Here is a 17,660-nt window from a genome sequence, read left to right as displayed (position 1 = left end):
AGGGCGATTCATGGAGTTGGACACCGCGGCAGGCAGGCTCCGCGGCCGCACCGAGAACGGCGTCACCGCGTTCCTCGGCATCCCGTACGCCGCGCCGCCGGTCGGCGCCGCCCGGTTCACCGCACCCGGCCCGGTGCCGCGCTGGTCCGGCGTCCGCGACGCGGTGACGCCCGGCCCCACGGTCCCGCAGGCCAAGTACCAGCCGCCGATGGACGCGTTGATCGACAACCCGGAGATCCCGGGCGACGACTGCCTCAACCTCAACGTCTGGACCCCGGGCGGCACCGGGCTCCCGGTGATGGTGTGGCTGCACGGCGGCGCGTTCCGCAACGGCTCCAACGCGGTACCCATCTACGACGGAACAGCGTTCGCCCGCGACGGCGTCGTACTGGTCTCGATCAACTACCGCCTCGGCGTGACCGGCTTCGCCCGGCTTCCGGACGCGCCCGCCAACCGCGGCCTCCTCGACCAGATCGCCGCACTGGAGTGGGTCCGCGACAACATCGCCGCGTTCGGCGGCGACCCCGCCCGCGTGACGGTCTTCGGCGAGTCCGCGGGCGCGATCAGCATCGCGACACTGCTGGCCATGCCCGCCGCCCGCGGCCTCTTCCGGCGCGCGATCGTCCAAAGCGGCTCGGGTGGCATGGCCGCTGACCCCGCAGACGCGGCCAAGGTCACCCAGATCCTCGCCGACCGCCTCGGCGTCGCACCCACGGCGACCGCACTGTCCTCAGTGGACACGGTTGCGCTGATCGAAGCCCAGAGTGCGATCTCGACGGAGATGACCCAGAACCCGGACCCCGGCCGCTGGGGCCCGACCGTGGTCGGCAGGGGCATGGGCATCGCGGCCTTCCTCCCGGTCATCGACGGCGCTTCGCTCCCGTCACTCCCGGTCGAAGCGATGGAGGCGGGCACGAGCGCGGACGTCGACCTGATGGTGGGCACCAACAGTGAGGAGTTCCGCCTCTTCGTGGTCCCCAACGGCGTCGCGGCCGCGATCACCCCCGAGGTGCTCCCGATGCTCGCGGCCCGCATGGGCTGGAAAGAGTCCGTTGTGGACACCTACCTGGTCGCCCGCCCCTCGATGCCCGCGGGCGACGTCGCCGCCGCCATCCTCACCGACATGGTCTTCTGGGCCCCCGCGATGCGCATGCTCCGAGCCAGCCGAACCCGTACGTACGCCTACGAGTTCACCTGGCGCTCCGAAGTTCCCGGCCTGGGCGCCTGCCATGCGATGGAAATCCCGTTCGTGTTCGACACCCTCGCCGTCCCGAGCTTCCGCCCGCTCTCGGGGACGGACTCACCACCCCAAGCTTTGGCCGACCGCATGCACGCGGCCTGGGTGGCCTTCGCCCGCGACGGTGACCCCGGCTGGATGCCCTACACCCTCGAAACCCCGGCCGTCATGACCTTCGGCCACCCGGGCTCCGCCGAAGTCCTCGACCCCCGCCCCACCGAGCGCGCCCTCTGGGAGTGACTCGTGAGTGGTATGGCCGGTTAGAACCGGCCGTACCACTCACGACCCCCCGGCCCTCCCGGAGCTAAAACGCGGGCGAGGGGAGCCCCTGCTGCACCCAACGCAGCAGGGGAACCCCTCGCTCAAGCGTGAAAAGCCCGCGCGAGTGGTACCTCTGCTCCGTTAGATGCAGCAGAGGTACCACTCGCGCAAACGCACACAGTCCTGGTCGCGCAGCGAGGGCGCCCCCGAGCACTCAAGGGCCCCCTCGCTTCACAGCCCGCCCAGGGGCAGCACCTCAACGAACTTGGCCACGCCAAAGGGTCGTGAGTGTTGCGGCCGGTTAGAACCGGCCATACCACTCACGAGCCCAGGCGGCCGTAGGCGAGGGAAACCTGGCGCAGCCAGGAGACTTCGGCAGCCAAGGTGTCCGCGTTGTGCTCGTCGAAGTCGGCAGGCTCGTGGTCGGGCTCCGGGGCCTGGCCCGCTTGCTTCGCCTGGATCGCCTGCTTGATCTTGGCCGCTTCGACGTGCGCGCGGGCGGCGTCGCCGTCGGGGGTGACCGTCGCGGGGTCCATGTACGGGCGCAGCGCGCGCCAGCCGTCGCGGATCTCGATCACCCGGCGATGCAGGCGGTAGCGCAGGTCGGTGACCGACGAACTCGGCGCGTTCTCCAGCGCGATGCCCGGTGAGGTCTCGTAAAGCGCGTGCCACAGCGGATAGAGCGCCTTGTAGGAACTGTAGTTCCGGATCCAGGACGCGAGGTTCGCCAGCTGCGGGCCCCAGGACGGCATGGTCACGCCGACCGAGAAGACGAAGATCCCCAGCCCGCTGAAGATCGACGCCAGCGCCTGCCATTCGCCGAGTTCGACGCCGAAGAGCGGGCTCAGGATGTTCACCGTGCGCGAGACGCAATAACAGAACAGCAGGACCGAGCCGACGGCGAACGTGCGTAGCGTGCGGCGGAGCCAGGGCTTCTCCGTGATGCGCGAATACCTGAGGCACTGCTCGAAAATGGTCACACAGGGCAGGGTCTGCGAGGCGATGAACACCAGCAGGTAGGTCAAGATCAGCGGGTCGCCGCTGCCGCCGCCGAGCGCGCTCGCGGGCTTGTGGATGGCGTCCGCGAGCAGGAAGAGCACGACCAGCACCACGAGGAGCGCGAGGCCGGCGCTCAGCCAGACGCGGATCTTGCGCCTGCTCTGTTCCGGCGAGTTCGACCATTGCAGCAGCAGGATCTCGGCGGTGACGCAGAAGATCACCGCCGAGAGGTGCATGAGCAGGATCGCCAGGTTGCGCACGCCGAACAGGGTGTCCGTGCTCAGCGCGACCGCGCCCATGGTGAACGTCAGGCACATGAACAGCAGCGTCGCCATGAGCGTCAGGTAGACCGGGTCACGCCTGCTGCGCCGGAACTGGACCAGCTTGTAGCCCAGCGACAGGTATGACGACGCCGCCGCCAGCACGAAGCAGGCCAATCTGAGGGTGTTCATCGAGTGCCTCGGCTACGACACCGTGATGCCGATGTTCTCGGCCGCCACCGCGATCGCGTAGTCGAAGAACGCCGACTGGTCGCGGACGCTGTCGTGGGTGCGGCTGAAGACCTCGAAGATCAGCAGGCCGATCAGGTTGGCCCAGAACACGATCCCGCGCTCGAGCAGGTCGGAGAACGGCTCGCCGGGCAGGCCGCCGACGAGTGCGATGGCCTCCTCCTTGACCAGCGGTGGGCCGGGGATCGTGCGGCGGGGCGCGATCAGTGACCCTTCCTGCAGCGCCATCAGCATGATCAACGCCATGCACGCGGGTGTGCGGGAGGCGGGGCCGACCGTGTCCTGCGGCGCCTCGTAGCCGGGAACGGGCGAACCGTAGATCAGGGTGAACTCGGCGGTGTTCGCGAGCGACCAGGCGCGCAGCGCGCGGGTGGCGGCCAGCAGGCGGGCGCCGGGCGTCGCGCCGCTTTCGCGGGCGGCGAAGTCGGCCCGTTCTATTTCCTCGGCCGAGGAATTGTAGGCGTCGGTGATCAATGCGGTGAGCAGCTCGTCGCGATTCGCGAAGTGCGTATTTATCTCCGCGATGGTCAGTTCGGCTTCCGCCGCGACGCTATCGAGGGTAAGGCCACCCGCGCCGTCGATCGGCAGGCGGCGACGGGCCGCGGCTTTGATGTCTTCGAATATTTTGTCAGACGCATTCAAGGAAAGGCCCCCACTGGTCTCCATGTCGCCGAGCCTAGCATCGACGGGCGTTACATCTCCGTGTTTTGGCACGTTGTGGTCACCGGGTGCGAGCGCTCGATCCCGCACCGTCTCCGGAAATGGACATTCGGCGCGAACCGAGACGGTGATTGATCTTCACGAACCGGGCCGCATTCAGGTGACAGAAATACGTTCGTCCATTCGTGGTCGATATACACACGTTCGCGTCATGATCGCGCACCGGCTGGCGGTTCCGCCAATTGATGATCGATTTTCCGCCGGGCAGGATGCACGTGACATTGGGTCGATTCGCTGTACCATGGTCGAGGTTCTGGGGAAGAAACATCTGGGAAATGGTGGCACGAGCGGTTTGCTCGTGCTGTCAGTCATGTTTCGTTCACGTAAGAATTCACATCTGGGGGCTGCCATGGAGGCTGCTTATTCGGCGAGGGACCGGCATGATGTCGCGATCGTGGGCATGGCGTGCCGCTTTCCCGGCGCGCGCGACGTAAACGATTACTGGAACCTCCTCAAGGATCCGAAGCCGCAATTCGCCACGGTTCCGCACAGCAGATGGAGACCGGAGTCGTTCGCGGGCGACGACCAGTACTCGAGTTGCACCGACCGCATGGCCGCGCTGCCCGACGTGGGCTTCTTCGACGCGGAGCATTACGGGATACCGCCACGCCGCGCCAGGATGATGGACCCGCAGCACCGGCTGCTGGTCGATCTCGCGCGCGAGGCGATCCAGGACGCGGGCTGGGAGAAGAGCGGCTTCAACCGCACCGACACCTCGGTGATCATGGGGCTCAGCGAGAGCGGCTACCGCGAGATCAGCGCGGTGAACGTCCGGTTGCGCCAGCTCGCGGGCGGTGAGTTCGGCAAGGCGATCACCGAGCCCGGCCTGGCCGAGGCCGCGGCGGCCATCGACGGGTTCCACGGCTCGGCGCTCTCGGGTGTGCTGCTCAACATGGGACCGGCCGCGGTCAGCTCGGTCTTCGACCTGCACGGCGAGAGCTACGCGCTCGACTCGGCGTGCTCCAGCGGGCTCGCCTCGGTGGCCAACGCGGTGTTCGCGCTGCGCGACGGCCGCTGCGAGATCGCGCTCGCCGGTGCGGCGCAGCTGCAGCTCACGCCGGACCTGATGGTCGGGCTGAGCCGGATCGGCGCGCTGTCCCGCACGGGGGAGTGCCGCCCGTTCGACCGTCGCGCCGACGGCTTCGTGCTCGGCGAGGGCGCGGGTGTGCTCGTGCTGCGCAGGCTGGCCGACGCCCGCGCCGCCGGTGACCGGATCTACGCGGTGATCCGCGGCATCGGGCTGTCCAACGACGGCCTGGTCAAGGGCGGGATGACCCCGCAGGCGACAGGCCAGCTGCTGGCGCTGCGGCGGGCGTACACGGACGCGGACGTGTCCCCGGGCTCGGTGGGCTACCTCGAAGCACACGGCACGGGCACGACCGTCGGCGACCGCGTCGAGATCGAGGCACTGCGCGCGCTGCGGGCGGACGGCGCAGCCGAGGCGAGCTTCGGCGCCGTGAAGTCGATCGTCGGCCATTCGCTCAACGCGGCGGGGATCGCCGGTCTCATCAAGACGGCGCTCGTCGTCCACAAAGGACAAATTGTTCCGCAGCCGGATTACAGCGCCGCCACCGGACTCGGGCTCGACGAGGCGGGCTTGCGGATTCCGCGGGAGCAAGCCGCGTGGACGGGGCGGCGCGTCGCGGGCGTGAGCGCGTTCGGGTTCGGCGGCACCAACGCGCACCTGGTGCTGGAGCAGGCACCCGAGCAGGAGCACGTCCTCGGTGAGCCGACGCGCGAAGTGCTGGTGCTCAGCGCGCGTGACCGAGCCGGTCTCGTCCGGCATGCCCGCGAGGTCGCGAACGCGCTCGCCGACGAGCGGCCGCCCCTGCGCGCGGTGGCGAACACCTTGGCCAAGCGAGTGCTATTCGAGGAACAGCTCGCCGTCACCGCGGACTCGCTGCCCGAAGCCATCGAGAAGCTGACCGCCGCCTCCGTCTCGTTGGAGTCGGGCGAGACACCGCCCGCAGTGCCGACACCGCAGCCGACTGACGGTCCACTGTGTACCTTGCCGCCGACCCCATTGCGGCCCAAGGATTACTGGATCGTCGACACCACCAAGCAAGAACGCCCGGTGCCCGAAGCGCCAGCCGACGACGTCCTGTCGCTCGTGCTCGAAGAGGTCGCGGGCACCAGCGCGTTCCCGGTCGAGGATCTCGACGAGGGCCTGCGCCTGGTCGCCGACCTTGGCCTGGACTCGCTGCTCCTGGCCGAACTCGACCTCCGCCTCCGCAAGCGGATCCCGGGCGTGCCCGACACGGCCGACTTCTCGGACCGCGACCTCACCATCGGCGAACTCGCCACGCTGATCACCGGCGAGCCCAAGCGCCCGGCGCCGCCCGCCGCGCCCATGGTCCAGATGGCGGACCTGCCCGAGGTGCTGGCCTTGGACGAGCGGATCGACGGCTACCTGCGTGCCGGGTTCTCGAACCCGTACTTCCGGATCCACGACGGGATCGTCGGCAGCAAGACGGTCGTCGACGGCAAGGAGTACCTGAGTTTCAGCGGCTACAACTACCTCGGGCTGGCGGGGCACCCCGCGGTCGCCAAGGCGGTGTGCGCGGCGGTCGAGCGGTACGGGACCTCGGTGTCCGGCAGCCGGGTGCTCTCCGGTGAACGGCAGCTCACCCTCGATCTCGAGCGCGCGCTCGCCGGGCTGCTCGGCACCGAGGACTGCGTCGCGCTGGTCAGCGGACACGCCACGAACGTCACCACGATCGGTCACCTGCTCGGCAAGGAGGACCTGGTCGTGCACGACGCGCTCGCGCACGACAGCATCCTGCAGGGCTGCGCGCTCTCCGGCGCGACCCGGAGACCGTTCGCGCACAACGACCTCGACGCGCTCGAGCACATCCTGCGCGGCACGCGCGACCGGTTCCGCCGCGTGCTGATCGCGGTCGAAGGCGCCTACAGCATGGACGGCGACCTGGTGCGCCTGCCGGGCGTGATCGAGCTGAAGCGGAAGTACGGCGCCATGCTGATGGTCGACGAGGCGCACAGCCTCGGCACGGTCGGCCGGTCCGGCGGCGGGGTCGGCGAGTTCTACGGGGTCGACCGGTCCGATGTGGACCTGTGGATGGGCACGCTGTCCAAGTCGCTCGCGAGCTGCGGCGGCTACCTCGCGGGGTCCGCGCGGCTGGTGCGCTGGCTCAAGTACACGCTGCCGGGCTTCTCCTACAGCGTCGGGCTGACGCCGGCCAACGCGGCCGCCGCGCTGGCCGCGGTCGAGCTGATCGGCGCCGAACCCTGGCGCCTCACCGGCTTGCGCCGCAACGCCGAGCTTTTCCTGAAGCTGGCCAAGGAGTCCGGGATCGACACCGGCCCGGCCGCCGACAGCCCGATCGTGCCGTGCGTGGTCGGGGATTCGAATCGGACGCTCCAGCTCGCGAACACGTTGTTCGAGCAGGGCATCCTGGTGGATCCGATCCTGTATCCGGCCGTCGACGAGGCACAGACCCGGTTGCGGTTCTTCGTCACCAGCGAGCACACCGAGCGGGAGATCGAGCACGCCGCCGCCGTGCTGGCGAGCTCGGTCAGATTAGTGTCCGCTCGATGCGATCGATGACCTCTTCCTGCTCGGCCGAGCGGGTCGGCGCCGGCGCCGCCACGCCGACCCGCTCGGACAGTAGGAAGGCGATGATCTCCGCCTCCTGCTCCTGCACGTCGTCGTACGTCGCGCGCATCAGCATGTCGCGCACGATCTCGGGGTTGAGGTTGGGGAAGAGGATCCGCGCGCTCTCGTCGTCGAGCACGCCGGCGCCGCGATGGCAGCAGATGATGTGGCCGAGTTCGTGCAGGATGATGTGCTCCTGGTGCGCGATCGTGGTGTTGGCGTCGAAGAAGATGAGGTCCTCGTCCTTGGCGGCGACCCACATGCCGCAGGGATGGGTGGCCCGCATCCGCATCGGGACCAGCGTGATCGGGCGGTCGTTCAGCTCGCCGACCAGCAGGCACAGCGTCGGCAGGTCGCACGGGTCCGGCAGGTCGAGCGCGGCGAGCTTACGCACGCCCTCGTCGCGCAGCCGTCTCAAGTGCTCACGGCGATCCGGTGGTTCCCCCATGGCGTCACTCATCCGCGTCGGTGACCGGTGGCAGGCCCTGCAGCTGCCGGTACTGGTCCATGATGGTCGTGATCGCCTCCAGGTTCTCCGCCTTCAGCCCGGCCGCGCGCATGGCGACCGCGCGGACACCCGCCTCGCGCATCGCCTCGACGGCGGCCAGCTCGGCCTGCACCGACTCGGCGAGGCGCTCGTCGAAGAAGTACGCGACCGAGACGCCGAAGAAGTTCGCGAGCGCGGTGAGCAGCTCCTTCGACGGGTTGGCGCGTTTGCCGGTGCGGAGCTGGGACAGGTAGACCGCGCCGACCTTGAGATCGGGCACGGCCGCCTTGAGCTCGGCCGCGACCTCGGCGTTGGTCCAGTGCCGCCCTCGCGGGCGCACGGTCTTGAAGAGGTCGTCCAGCCGTGCGGCCAGCGCTGGCCGGTGCTCTTCGGCAGACACTTCTTCACCCCCGACTTCTGACATTTGTAACTGGCAGCTAACTATGATTCTGGCAGAATAGCTGCTGGTTGACAATCCCGCAGGATTCGGGTTGGCTGAACTCGGCGCGAGATAGCTGACAGCTAACTTCGGTCGGCCGGGGTCGGCGCGGTGGATGGCCGCTGGGGGTGGCCATCCACCTGTCACAGAGGGGGCTGGGCAAGTGAGTGAGCAGGTCGCCACGTTCGAAGACGACCAGCGGCAGCTGGCCGGGCTGGTCAAGAACGCCCAGCACGGCGATCTGCTCGCGATGAACAGCCTGCTGGAACGGCTCCATCCCTACGTGTCGAGGCTGTGCGGGCCGATCGCGCTGCAGGAGGGCCCCGACGCCGCGCAGGACGCGATGATCATCATCTTCCGCTCGCTGCACCAGCTCAAGGAGCCCGGCGCGCTCTACGGCTGGGTGCGCGCCATCGCCGTGCGGGAAGCGATCCGGACGGCGAAACGCAACCAGCGCAGCGAGCCTGCCGAGCTGACCGAGGTGCCCGCCCGCGACGACCCGGCGCTCGGCGTGGAGATCCGCGATGTGCTGAAGCGGCTCTCGCCGGAGCACCGGGCCGTGCTGGTGCTGCGTGACCTCGAAGGTCTCGACCAGTCCGATCTGGCCGCGTTGCTGAACATCCCCGCCGCCACCGTGCGGACCCGGCTTTTCCGCGCCCGCCGCAGCTTCCGCTCCGAGTGGCAGCGCTGACCCCGGTCGCGAAGGCCGCTCGTGACGGCCTTCGCGACCGGCGTCCTATCCGGCGGTGGTGACCGGAGTCCTGGCGGGCGGGGCCGCGGGCACCGGCGCGGACTCGCCGTGTGCAAGCGCGGGAAGCCAGTTGAGCGCACGCGGCAGGTACCAGTTGCGCTCACCGAGCAGGCGCATGATCGCGGGCAGCAGGATCGCCCTGATCAGCGTGGCGTCCAGCAGCACCGCGGTCGACATCCCGACGCCCGCCTCCTTCATCGACAGCTGCGGCAGCATGCCGAACACACCTGCCACGGCCACCATCACGATCGCCGCGCTGGTCACCACGCCCGCGCTGCCGCGGATGCCGGTCTTGATCGCCTCCGGCGTCGGCAGCCCGCGGTCGTAGGCCTCGCGGATCCGGCTGACGATGAACACGTGGTAGTCCATGGACAGCCCGAACAGGATGACGAACATGAACATCGGCACCCACGAGGCGATCCCGCCGGTGCTGGTGAAGTTCAGCAGATCGGCGCCCCAGCCGTACTGGAACACGAGCACCACCACGCCGTACGCGCCGCCGACCGAGAGCAGGTTGAGCAGCAGCGTGGTGCCCGCGATCACGACCGAGCGGAACGACAGCAGCATGATCACGAAGGTCAGCAGCAGCACGAAACCGGCGACCCAGCCGATCCGATCGGAGAGCTGCTCGTTGGTGTCCACAGAGGACGCCGTCACGCCGGCCACCTTGACCTCGGTGGCGGGAAGCTTGCCGAGCGTCGACGGGATCACCGAGCCGCGCAGCACGTCGAGCGCGGCGGTGGAGATCTCGTCGGTGCCGTTGCCGGTCAGCCCGACGGTGAGCAGCGCGACCGTGTGATCGGCGTTGACGGCCGTGGTCACCGGGCCGCGCAGGCCCGGCGCCTGGGGAGCCTGCGCCTGGAAGGCCTCGATCGCGGCGCGGGCCTCCGGCGAGGTCACGTCGGCCGACTTGACGACGATCTTGGCGGGAGCCGAACTGCCGGGGAACGCGTCCTGGATCCGCTGGTAGGTCTGGAGCGCGGGCAGCGCGTCCGGCTGCAGGTCACCGAAACCGGGGTCCGAGGTGTGCAGCAGGGTCGCGGGCGCGGCGAGCGCCAGCAGCGCGCCGCCGGAGATCAGCGCGGCGACGACCGGCTTGCGCAGCACCCAGCCGAGTACCTTGTCCCAGCCCGCGCCGGTCCGGCGCGCGGAAAGCTTGTGCAGGAAGGGAATCCGGCCCTTCGCCGTGCGGTCGCCGAGCAGCGCCAGCATCGCGGGCAGCACGGTCAGCGAGCCGACCACCGCGATCAGCACCACCAGGATCGTGCTCTCGGCGATCCCGATCTGGATCCCGTTGCCGGAGAAGAACATCCCGGCCATCGCGATGACGACGGCCATCCCGGACACGAGCACCGAGCGGCCGGAGGTCGCGGCCGCGGTCTCGACGGCCTCGGCCGTCGACGCGCCGCGTGCGCGTTCTTCGCGGAACCGCCGGATGTAGAACAGCGAGTAGTCGATGCCGACCGCGATGCCCACCAGTGCCATCACCGACGAGCCGTTCTTGTCGACGTGCAGCGCCTGGCTGGTGACCGCGAGCAGGCCGGTGGTGGCGGTGACCGCGGTCGCCGCCAGCAGGATCGGCAGGAACGCGGCGACCAGGGTGCCGAACGCGACGATCAGGATCAGCAGTGTCACCGGGAACGAGTACAGCTCGGCCGCGCCGTAGTCCTTGTCGAGCTTTTCGTCGTACTGCTGCGCGAAGGTCGCTTCGCCGAACTGCTCGACACGCAGCGCCGAATGCTCGCGCTGCACCTGCGCGACCGTCTCCAGCAGGGGTTTCACGTAGGTTTTGACCGTCTCCGTGTCGCCAGCCAGCTTGAACTGGACCAGCGCCGAATGCCCGTCCGCCGAGACCGCCTTGGTGTCGGCGGGCGAAGCCACGTCCCGTGCCTCCGGGTGCTTCTTCAACCCCGCGACGACGGCGTCCACCGCGGCGCGGAACGCCGGCGAGGTCGCGGTCTCGGTGTCACTGTGCAGGTAGACGACCTCGTTGGACGGCAGGTCGAAGCCCGCGCCTTCGAGGATCTCCTGCGCGCGCTGCGCCTGCCCGTTCGTCGCCTCGGTGGAGGTCAGCGTCTGCGTCTTCAGCATGCCGCCGAGCGCCACCGACGCCACCACGAAGGCGAGCCACAGCCCAACGGCCGTCCATCGATGCCGTGCGCTCCACCGGCCTGCGGTGGCGGCGAGGTTTCGCCTTGTCTTCACATCGTCCTCCCTGGAAAGACCTGCTTGGTGCCTGAGAAGAGGACGGCGGGCAGCCGGACGTTCCCCGGAAAACCGAAGGGAACATCGGGCCGGTTCGGCGCCTCTGTAGAGGTGAAGCGCATTGTCATTTCTCGAGGGAGGCCCACCGTGGTAGCCGAGATCGATCATCCGCCGATGCCGGAGCTCGAAGGCGTCAGCCATCGCTGGGTCGAGGCCAACGGCGTCCGCCTGCACGTCGCCGAGGCGGGGAAGGGCGAGCCGGTGGTCTTCCTCCACGGCTTCCCGGAGCACTGGCACGCCTGGCGTCACCTCGTGCCGAAACTGTCCGGCCAATACCGCTGCGTCCTGCTGGACATGCGTGGATTCGGCTGGTCGGACGCGCCGCGCGGCGGCTACGGCACCAAGACGAGGGTGGCCGACGTGCTCGCGGTGCTCGACGAGCTCGGGCTCGACCGTGTCCGCCTGGTCGGCCACGAGTGGGGAGCCTGGACCGGCTTCTTCGCCTGCCTGCGCGCGCCCGAGCGGTTCAGCCATTTCCTCGCGCTGAACATCATCCACCCGTGGCCGCTGCACCATCTGCTGGTCCCGCGCGTCTGGCGCTTCTGGTACACCACGCTGCTCGAGCTGCCCGGCATCGGCCGCTGGTCCCAGCGTCTCGGCTTCGCACGCTGGTTGCTGCGCAAGGGTTTCCCGGCCGGCCCCGACGAGTCGATCGAGGAGTTCGCCGCGCACGCGGAGCGGCCGGAGCGGGCGAGGGCGGGGGAGGCGCTGCACCGGGCGTTCATCCTGGGCGACATCCCGAAGCTGGTGCTGAACCTGAACCACAAGCACCGGCTGACGGTGCCGACCGTGCTGCTCGGGGGCGAGCGCGACTTCGTGTTCTCGCCGAAGGCCTTGCCCGGCGGCGACCGTCACGCGGACGACCTGCGGCTGGAGATCGTGCCCGAGGCCGGGCACTACCTCCACGAAGAGCGCCCCGACCTGGTCGCCGACGCGGCACTGACGCTCTTCAAGGGGTAGGGGCTCGTGCGCGTTGCGGGCGGTTCTAACCGCCCGCAGCGCTCACGACGCCCATTGACAAAAAAGATTTTTACGTAAAGACTGCTTTTTGCCATGAGAGATGTCGTCTACCTCGATCAGCTCGAGCAGGCCGAGGCCCTGCTCAAGCCGCAGCGCATCGAAGTGCTGCGGCACCTCGCCGAGCCCCGGTCCTGCACCGAGGTCGCGGCCCAGCTCGGCCAGACCCCGCAGCGGGTCTACTACCAGGTCAAACGCCTGCTGGAGGCCGGGCTGGTGCGCCAGGTCGCCGAGCGCCGGGTGCGCGGGATCACCGAGGGGATCTACCAGGCGGCCGCCCGGTCGTACTGGCTGTCCCCGCGCCTGGTGGGCCGGATCGGGCTGCGCCAGACCAGGGACCAGCTCAGCCTGGGCTACCTGGTCGACCTGATGGAGGACGTCCAGGCCGACATCGCCGCGCTCGACCGCACCCGGCCGGACCTGCCGTCGATCGGCGTGTCCGGGGACATCCGCGTGCGCCCGGACCAGCGCAAGGCGTTCCTGGACGAGCTGAACCAGACACTGCAGGACCTCTTCACCCGCTACGGCGGCGCCGAGGGCGACGCGTTCCGCCTGGCCGTCGCCTGCTACCCCCAAGGAGATCCCGATGACCGAACCTGACCTGCGCCTGACCGCGATCGTCCCGGCCCCGCTGAAGGTCACGTACGAGGCGCTGACCGACCCGGCCGCGCTGCGCGTGTGGCTCGCCGAGCACGCCGAGGTCGACCTGCCCGGCAAGTACGAGTTCTGGGGCCGCTTCACGCCGGACGGCGCCGAGCCACGCCAGCGCGTGCTCCACGCGGACGAGCGGGGCATCCGCTTCGGCTGGACCGTGGAGGGCGTGGAGGCCACGGTCGAGTTCGAACTCGCCGAGGACGAGGACGGCACGCTGGTCACGCTGAGCCACAGCGACCTCCCCAGCTTCGAGGAGGTGATCTCGGACAAGGCGGGCGCCCGCGGCGCGCTGCACACGTTCTGGTCGCTGGCGATCGCCAACCTGGCCGATTACCTGGCGGGCAGGCCGCTGACCCCGATGGTCGACTACACGTCGCCCGAGCTGCGCACGTCGGTCCTCATCGACGCGGCGCCGGAGGCGGTGTTCGACTCGATCGTCCAGCCCGCGGTGTTCCGCGAGTGGTTCGGCGCCCACGTCGACATCGAGCCCCGCCTCGGCGGCCGCTTCGCGATGGGCGGGTTCGAGCTGGACCCCGGCGGCGCCAAGTTCGTCGAGTTCGAGCCGGGCCGCAAGGCGGCGCTGCTGTTCGCCGACGGCGAGACCACCAGCTGGGAGCTGGAAGGCTCGGACGGCAAGACCCGGCTCACCATGATGCACAGCGGATTCGACCCGTCCAACCCGCCGTACGCGGGCTGGGGCGGCTGGCTGGGCGGCATCGCCGGGCTGCGCCGCTACCACGAGATCGGCGGCAAGCACTCGATCTGGCGCGCGGTCCACGTCGCCGGCGTCCCCGAGGGCATGCTCGTCGTCGACCAGTGATCGCGGCGTCGTGAGTGTTTTGGCCGGTTCTAACCGGCCAAAACACTCACGACACCCCACCGCGCGGCCGTGGAGACGGTGACCGCGGCGTTCCCGGCCGAGGACTTGACGGGCACGGTGGCCTCGGCGACGCCGAAGCGGTCGAGCCACCCGGTCGTCACGCGGGAAGGCTTGCCACGGCCGGAAAACACGGCGTCGCCGAGGTCGTAGACAACGGATTCGGCGCGCGCGGGCGGCGGCGCGCTCGCGCAGCCCGCGAGCAGCACGGCCACGGCCAGCAGGCCTGGCACGCGTTTCCGGTGCATGACTGGTCTCCGTTCCGACTCGTTTCCCGGTGCTGGGCAAAGGAAAACTATCGAGAGGAACAGCGCCGGTCGTCAGCTGGAAAACAGATCTCGGGTACCCCGCTGTGGGTAGTGCGGCGCGCGGGGTCAACCACAGGAGTAGATCTTGGTCACGGCTGGGGCAGGCCCACCAGACCCGTTTCGTAGGCGAGCACGACCGCCTGTGCGCGGCTGTTGAGCGCGAGTTTCGTCATCACGCGGGACAAATGCGTTTTGACCGTGCCTTCGGTGATCCGCAGGTTGCGGGCGATGTCGCCGTTGGTGATGCCGGTGGCGACCAGGCTGAGCACCTCGCGCTCGCGCGTGGTCAGCGGCTCGAGCCGCTCCTCGTGGGCCGTGGGCGCGACCGGCGGCCGGTAGCGGTCGACGAACGCGTCGATGAGCCTGCGCGTCACCGTCGGCGCGAACAGCTTGTCGCCCGCCGCGACGGCTTGGATCGCCGCGAGCAGGCTGGCGGGCTGAGCTTCCTTCAGCAGGAAACCCGACGCGCCCGCCTGCAGGCCTTCGTAGACGTACTCGTCGAGGTCGAAGGTGGTCAGCATGAGGATCTTCGGCTCCGGGTCGAGCCCGGCGCCGAGGATGCGGCGGGTCGCGGTGACCCCGTCGACGCCGGGCATCCGGATGTCCATCAGGATCACCTCCGGCCGGATCTCACGCGCGCGGTCGACGGCTTCGGCGCCGTCGCCTGCTTCGCCGACGACCTCGCAGTCGGGGCTGGCCGTGAGCAGCGCGGTCAGCCCCGCGCGCACCAGTGGCTGGTCGTCAACGACGAGAACAGTGGTCATGACCCGCTTCCCCCTGCACAACCTTCACATCGTGGGCAGCACCAGTTCGACGGTGAAGCCCCCGTCCGGGCACGCCCCCGCGGTCAACCGCCCGCCGTAGAGCCTGGCCCGCTCCCGCATGCCCAGTAAACCGTAGCCGTGGCCGGCGCCGGTCGCGGCGACCGCGGGCGCGCCGTTCGCCACCTTGGCGACGATCCGGTCTGGCTCCCGGCGCACGGTCACCGTCGCGCGGACCGCCCCGGCGTGCTTCAGCACGTTGGTCATCGCCTCCTGCACCACGCGGTACACCGTGAGCTGCAACCCCGAGGGCAGGTCGTCGAACGGGCCGGTCAGCGTGAGGTCGACGGTGACGCCGAGCCCGCGGACGCGCTCGGCCAGTTCGGGCAGTTCCTTCAGCCCGGGCGCCGAGGTGAACTCCACCTCGCCGGAGTTTTCGGGCAGGCGCAGCAGATCGAGCACGCGGCGCATGTCGTCGAGGCTCTCGCGGCTGATGTCGCCGACGGTGTCCACCGCCGTGCGCGCCGTCGCCGGATCGCTGTCGAACACGTACGCGGCCAGCCCCGCCTGCATCGAGATCACGGACATGTGGTGCGCGATGACGTCGTGCAGTTCCCGCGCGATACGCAGCCGTTCGGACACCATCGCGCGTTCGAGCTGCTGTTCATGCTCGCGCCTGAGTTCCTCGGTAGCTTCTGCGAGCTGGCGGTTGCGCTGCGCCAGCTGCCGCGACAAACCGCCGAGCACGACGGCGACTCCGCAAATGACGACGGTCTGCACGGTCGCGCCCACCGGCGGGATCCGCAGCGTGGCGGCGCCCGCGTACAGCACCGGCCCCGCCACCGCGACGGCGGCGAGGCTGATGCGCGGTGGTTTCATGGCCGCGACGCTGTACAGCGCCAGCACCGGGCCCCACAAATGCAGCCCAGGCAGGTACCCGCCGTCGAGATAAACGAGATAGGCGGCCGAAATCAGCACCAGCACGAGCAGTGGCGCCCGGCGGCGCGCGGCCAGCGGCAGGCAGATCGCCGCGGTGAGCAGGTAGGCCCAACCGTCGAACCAGCGCCACTGCTGCTCATGGAACCCGCCCGCGACGAGGCTCATCATCAAGAACAGGAGGACGGCGACCCCGGTGTCGACGGCCCACTTCGCAACCGGGCGCGTGACGAGCGTGCGTACGCCTTCCATCGGCCGAGCCTAGCGATCCGGACGGGCCGGTGCGTCATACCGGGGGAGTGCCCCGGCCTGCTGCTGAGGTTGACCCCGGGGTCAGCGGCGGCCCGCGTTGAGGATGACGAGGAACTGGCCGCCGCCCGGTTCGACGGTGGCGGTCACCGGCAGCCCCGGCACCAGCCGGGAGAACCGGTCCACGAGCCAGTCCGCCGCGTCCTGAGCGTCCACTTTGGTCGGACAGCGGGCGACCATTTCGCGGCCGCCCTTGCGTTCCAGCCGCCCGGCGACGGTGATCAGCGGCGCGGGCTCGGCCACGTGCAGGCGGTCCGGCCAGGCGATGACGACCTTGACCGCGCCCTTGCGGGTGTTGCAGCCGCGGTGCGCGAGCCGCTCGGCGAGCTTGGCCTTCCGGTCGGCGGTCCGGCTGTCGACGCTGGGCCCGCGCGGGTCGTTCACCGACATGTCGGGGTCGACCGGCTCGTCGCACACCCAGCAGCGCCAGCCGTCGCGTTCGGCCACGTCATCGAGGAGAGTCACGAGGGCAAAACTAGCCTGCCGGGACAGGCTCAGCCGTCGAGGCTGCCCATCAGCTGCTCGGGGTAGCGCTCACCGGCCGCCGCGCCACGCGGGACCGCGGCGTCGAGCGCGGCCAGGGTGGCGGCGTCGAGTTCCACGTCGGCCGCGGCGGCGTTCTGCTCGAGGTAGCTGATGCGCTTGGTGCCGGGGATGGGGACCACGTCCGGGCCCTGGTGCAGCAGCCACGCGAGCGCGAGCTGCGTCGCGGTGAGGCCCGCCTGCTCGGCCAGCGTCTTCACCCGGTCGGCCAGCGCGAGGTTGCGCGTCAGGTTCTCGCCCTGGAAACGCGGGTCGAAGCGGCGGTAGTCGTCGGCGGCGAGCGAGTCGAGGTTCGTCACGGTGCCGGTCAGGAAGCCGCGGCCGACCGGCGAGTACGGCACGACGGCGACGCCGAGTTCGCGGGCGGCGGGCAGCACCTCGGCCTCGAGTCCGCGCTCCCACAGCGAATATTCGCTCTGGACCGCGGCGATCGGGTGCACGGCGTTGGCGCGGCGCAGTGTGGCCGCGCTGACCTCTGACAGCCCGATGTGCCGGATCTTGCCCTGCGCGACCAGTTCGGCGAGCGCGCCGACGGTGTCCTCGATCGGCACCTGGGGGTCACGCCGGTGCAGGTAGTACACGTCGACGTGGTCGAGGCCGAGCCTGGCCAGTGACGCGTCGAGCGCCTCGCGGGCGTACTCCGGCGACGAGTCCACGATCGCGGAGGCGCCCTGCGGCCGGGAACCGAACTTGGTGGCCACGACGGCCTCGTCACGGCGTCGTCCGGCCAGCGCGCGGCCGAGCAGCTGTTCGTTGTGGCCGTTGCCGTAGACGTCCGCGGTGTCGAGGAGGTTCACGCCGAGGTCGAGAGCGTGGTGGATGGTCGCGATGGACTGCTCGTCGTCCGTGGCTCCGTAGAACTCGGACATGCCCATGAGGCCTAGCCCCAGAGCCGAGACCGAGGGACCGTTGGTGCCGAGCGTGCGCTGCTTCATGTCGAAACTCCTTGTCTGTCGTGGTGCCTGAGAGAAGCT

Annotated in this window: 16 protein-coding genes; 6 read left to right on the top strand and 10 right to left on the bottom strand. The window is 69.7% G+C overall.

The window, feature by feature from the left end:
* The first annotated feature begins 10 nt into the window (after positions 1 to 10).
* Positions 11 to 1,477, top strand: a complete 1,467-nt coding sequence (locus tag BLV57_RS07295) for a carboxylesterase/lipase family protein (protein WP_091287717.1) — start codon at positions 11 to 13, stop codon at positions 1,475 to 1,477.
* A 341-nt stretch (positions 1,478 to 1,818) separates the two neighbouring features.
* On the opposite strand, the gene BLV57_RS07290 is transcribed toward BLV57_RS07295, so the two are convergent.
* Positions 1,819 to 2,949: an MAB_1171c family putative transporter gene (locus tag BLV57_RS07290; RefSeq protein ID WP_091287716.1), complete on the bottom strand. Its 1,131-nt coding sequence runs from the start codon at positions 2,947 to 2,949 to the stop codon at positions 1,819 to 1,821.
* 12 nt (positions 2,950 to 2,961) lie between these two features.
* Positions 2,962 to 3,672: a TetR/AcrR family transcriptional regulator gene (locus tag BLV57_RS07285; protein WP_091287715.1), complete on the bottom strand. Its 711-nt coding sequence runs from the start codon at positions 3,670 to 3,672 to the stop codon at positions 2,962 to 2,964.
* 403 nt (positions 3,673 to 4,075) lie between these two features.
* Between BLV57_RS07285 and BLV57_RS07280 the strand changes: the two genes are divergently transcribed.
* Positions 4,076 to 7,291, top strand: a complete 3,216-nt coding sequence (locus BLV57_RS07280) for an aminotransferase class I/II-fold pyridoxal phosphate-dependent enzyme (RefSeq protein WP_091287714.1) — start codon at positions 4,076 to 4,078, stop codon at positions 7,289 to 7,291.
* Here the strand turns inward: BLV57_RS07280 and BLV57_RS07275 are convergent.
* Both BLV57_RS07275 and BLV57_RS07270 read right to left on the bottom strand, forming a co-directional pair.
* Entirely contained in the window at positions 7,260 to 7,787 is a 528-nt protein-coding gene (locus BLV57_RS07275; RefSeq protein ID WP_176968520.1) for a toxin, read from the bottom strand. The genes BLV57_RS07280 and BLV57_RS07275 overlap by 32 nt on opposite strands.
* Before the next feature lie 4 nt (positions 7,788 to 7,791).
* The gene (locus BLV57_RS07270; protein ID WP_091287712.1) at positions 7,792 to 8,226 is read right to left on the bottom strand and encodes a helix-turn-helix domain-containing protein; all 435 of its coding nucleotides are present in this window, start codon (positions 8,224 to 8,226) and stop codon (positions 7,792 to 7,794) included.
* Between the two features lie 202 nt (positions 8,227 to 8,428).
* Here BLV57_RS07270 and BLV57_RS07265 point away from each other — a divergent pair, with 202 nt between their 5' ends.
* Positions 8,429 to 8,956 carry an RNA polymerase sigma factor gene (locus tag BLV57_RS07265; RefSeq protein ID WP_218134644.1) on the top strand — a complete coding sequence of 176 codons (528 nt, stop codon included), beginning with the start codon at positions 8,429 to 8,431 and terminating at the stop codon, positions 8,954 to 8,956.
* A 45-nt stretch (positions 8,957 to 9,001) separates the two neighbouring features.
* Here BLV57_RS07265 and BLV57_RS07260 read toward each other — a convergent pair whose 3' ends face one another.
* Positions 9,002 to 11,221, bottom strand: coding sequence for an MMPL family transporter (locus BLV57_RS07260; protein WP_218134641.1), 2,220 nt, complete (start codon positions 11,219 to 11,221; stop codon positions 9,002 to 9,004).
* Between the two features lie 147 nt (positions 11,222 to 11,368).
* Between BLV57_RS07260 and BLV57_RS07255 the strand changes: the two genes are divergently transcribed.
* The 3 genes from BLV57_RS07255 to BLV57_RS07245 all read left to right on the top strand — a co-directional run bounded on the left by BLV57_RS07255 (position 11,369) and on the right by BLV57_RS07245 (position 13,772).
* Positions 11,369 to 12,241: an alpha/beta fold hydrolase gene (locus BLV57_RS07255; RefSeq protein WP_218134634.1), complete on the top strand. Its 873-nt coding sequence runs from the start codon at positions 11,369 to 11,371 to the stop codon at positions 12,239 to 12,241.
* A 93-nt stretch (positions 12,242 to 12,334) separates the two neighbouring features.
* Positions 12,335 to 12,898 (top strand): winged helix-turn-helix domain-containing protein, encoded by a 564-nt coding sequence (locus tag BLV57_RS07250; protein WP_091287708.1) that lies wholly within the window; start codon positions 12,335 to 12,337, stop codon positions 12,896 to 12,898.
* Entirely contained in the window at positions 12,885 to 13,772 is an 888-nt protein-coding gene (locus BLV57_RS07245; protein ID WP_091287707.1) for an SRPBCC family protein, read from the top strand. The genes BLV57_RS07250 and BLV57_RS07245 overlap by 14 nt, the downstream gene beginning before the upstream one ends.
* A 29-nt stretch (positions 13,773 to 13,801) precedes the next feature.
* Here the strand turns inward: BLV57_RS07245 and BLV57_RS07240 are convergent, their stop codons facing one another.
* The 5 genes from BLV57_RS07240 to BLV57_RS07220 all read right to left on the bottom strand — a co-directional run bounded on the left by BLV57_RS07240 (position 13,802) and on the right by BLV57_RS07220 (position 17,621).
* The gene (locus tag BLV57_RS07240; RefSeq protein ID WP_091287706.1) at positions 13,802 to 14,077 is read right to left on the bottom strand and encodes a hypothetical protein; all 276 of its coding nucleotides are present in this window, start codon (positions 14,075 to 14,077) and stop codon (positions 13,802 to 13,804) included.
* A 149-nt stretch (positions 14,078 to 14,226) separates the two neighbouring features.
* Positions 14,227 to 14,901 (bottom strand): response regulator, encoded by a 675-nt coding sequence (locus BLV57_RS07235; RefSeq protein ID WP_091287705.1) that lies wholly within the window; start codon positions 14,899 to 14,901, stop codon positions 14,227 to 14,229.
* Positions 14,902 to 14,925: 24 nt separating this feature from the next.
* On the bottom strand, positions 14,926 to 16,086 hold the full coding sequence (locus tag BLV57_RS07230; protein WP_218134631.1) for a sensor histidine kinase: 1,161 nt from the start codon (positions 16,084 to 16,086) through the stop codon (positions 14,926 to 14,928).
* Between the two features lie 81 nt (positions 16,087 to 16,167).
* Entirely contained in the window at positions 16,168 to 16,608 is a 441-nt protein-coding gene (locus BLV57_RS07225; RefSeq protein ID WP_091287704.1) for a hypothetical protein, read from the bottom strand.
* Between the two features lie 29 nt (positions 16,609 to 16,637).
* Positions 16,638 to 17,621 carry an aldo/keto reductase gene (locus tag BLV57_RS07220; RefSeq protein WP_091287703.1) on the bottom strand — a complete coding sequence of 328 codons (984 nt, stop codon included), beginning with the start codon at positions 17,619 to 17,621 and terminating at the stop codon, positions 16,638 to 16,640.
* Between the last annotated feature and the right edge of the window lie 39 nt (positions 17,622 to 17,660).

This window comes from Amycolatopsis xylanica (assembly GCF_900107045.1).
Taxonomy (GTDB): Bacteria; Actinomycetota; Actinomycetes; order Mycobacteriales; family Pseudonocardiaceae; genus Amycolatopsis; species Amycolatopsis xylanica.
Note: the sequence above shows the minus strand (reverse complement) of the source record. Positions and strands in the feature narration are given on the sequence as shown.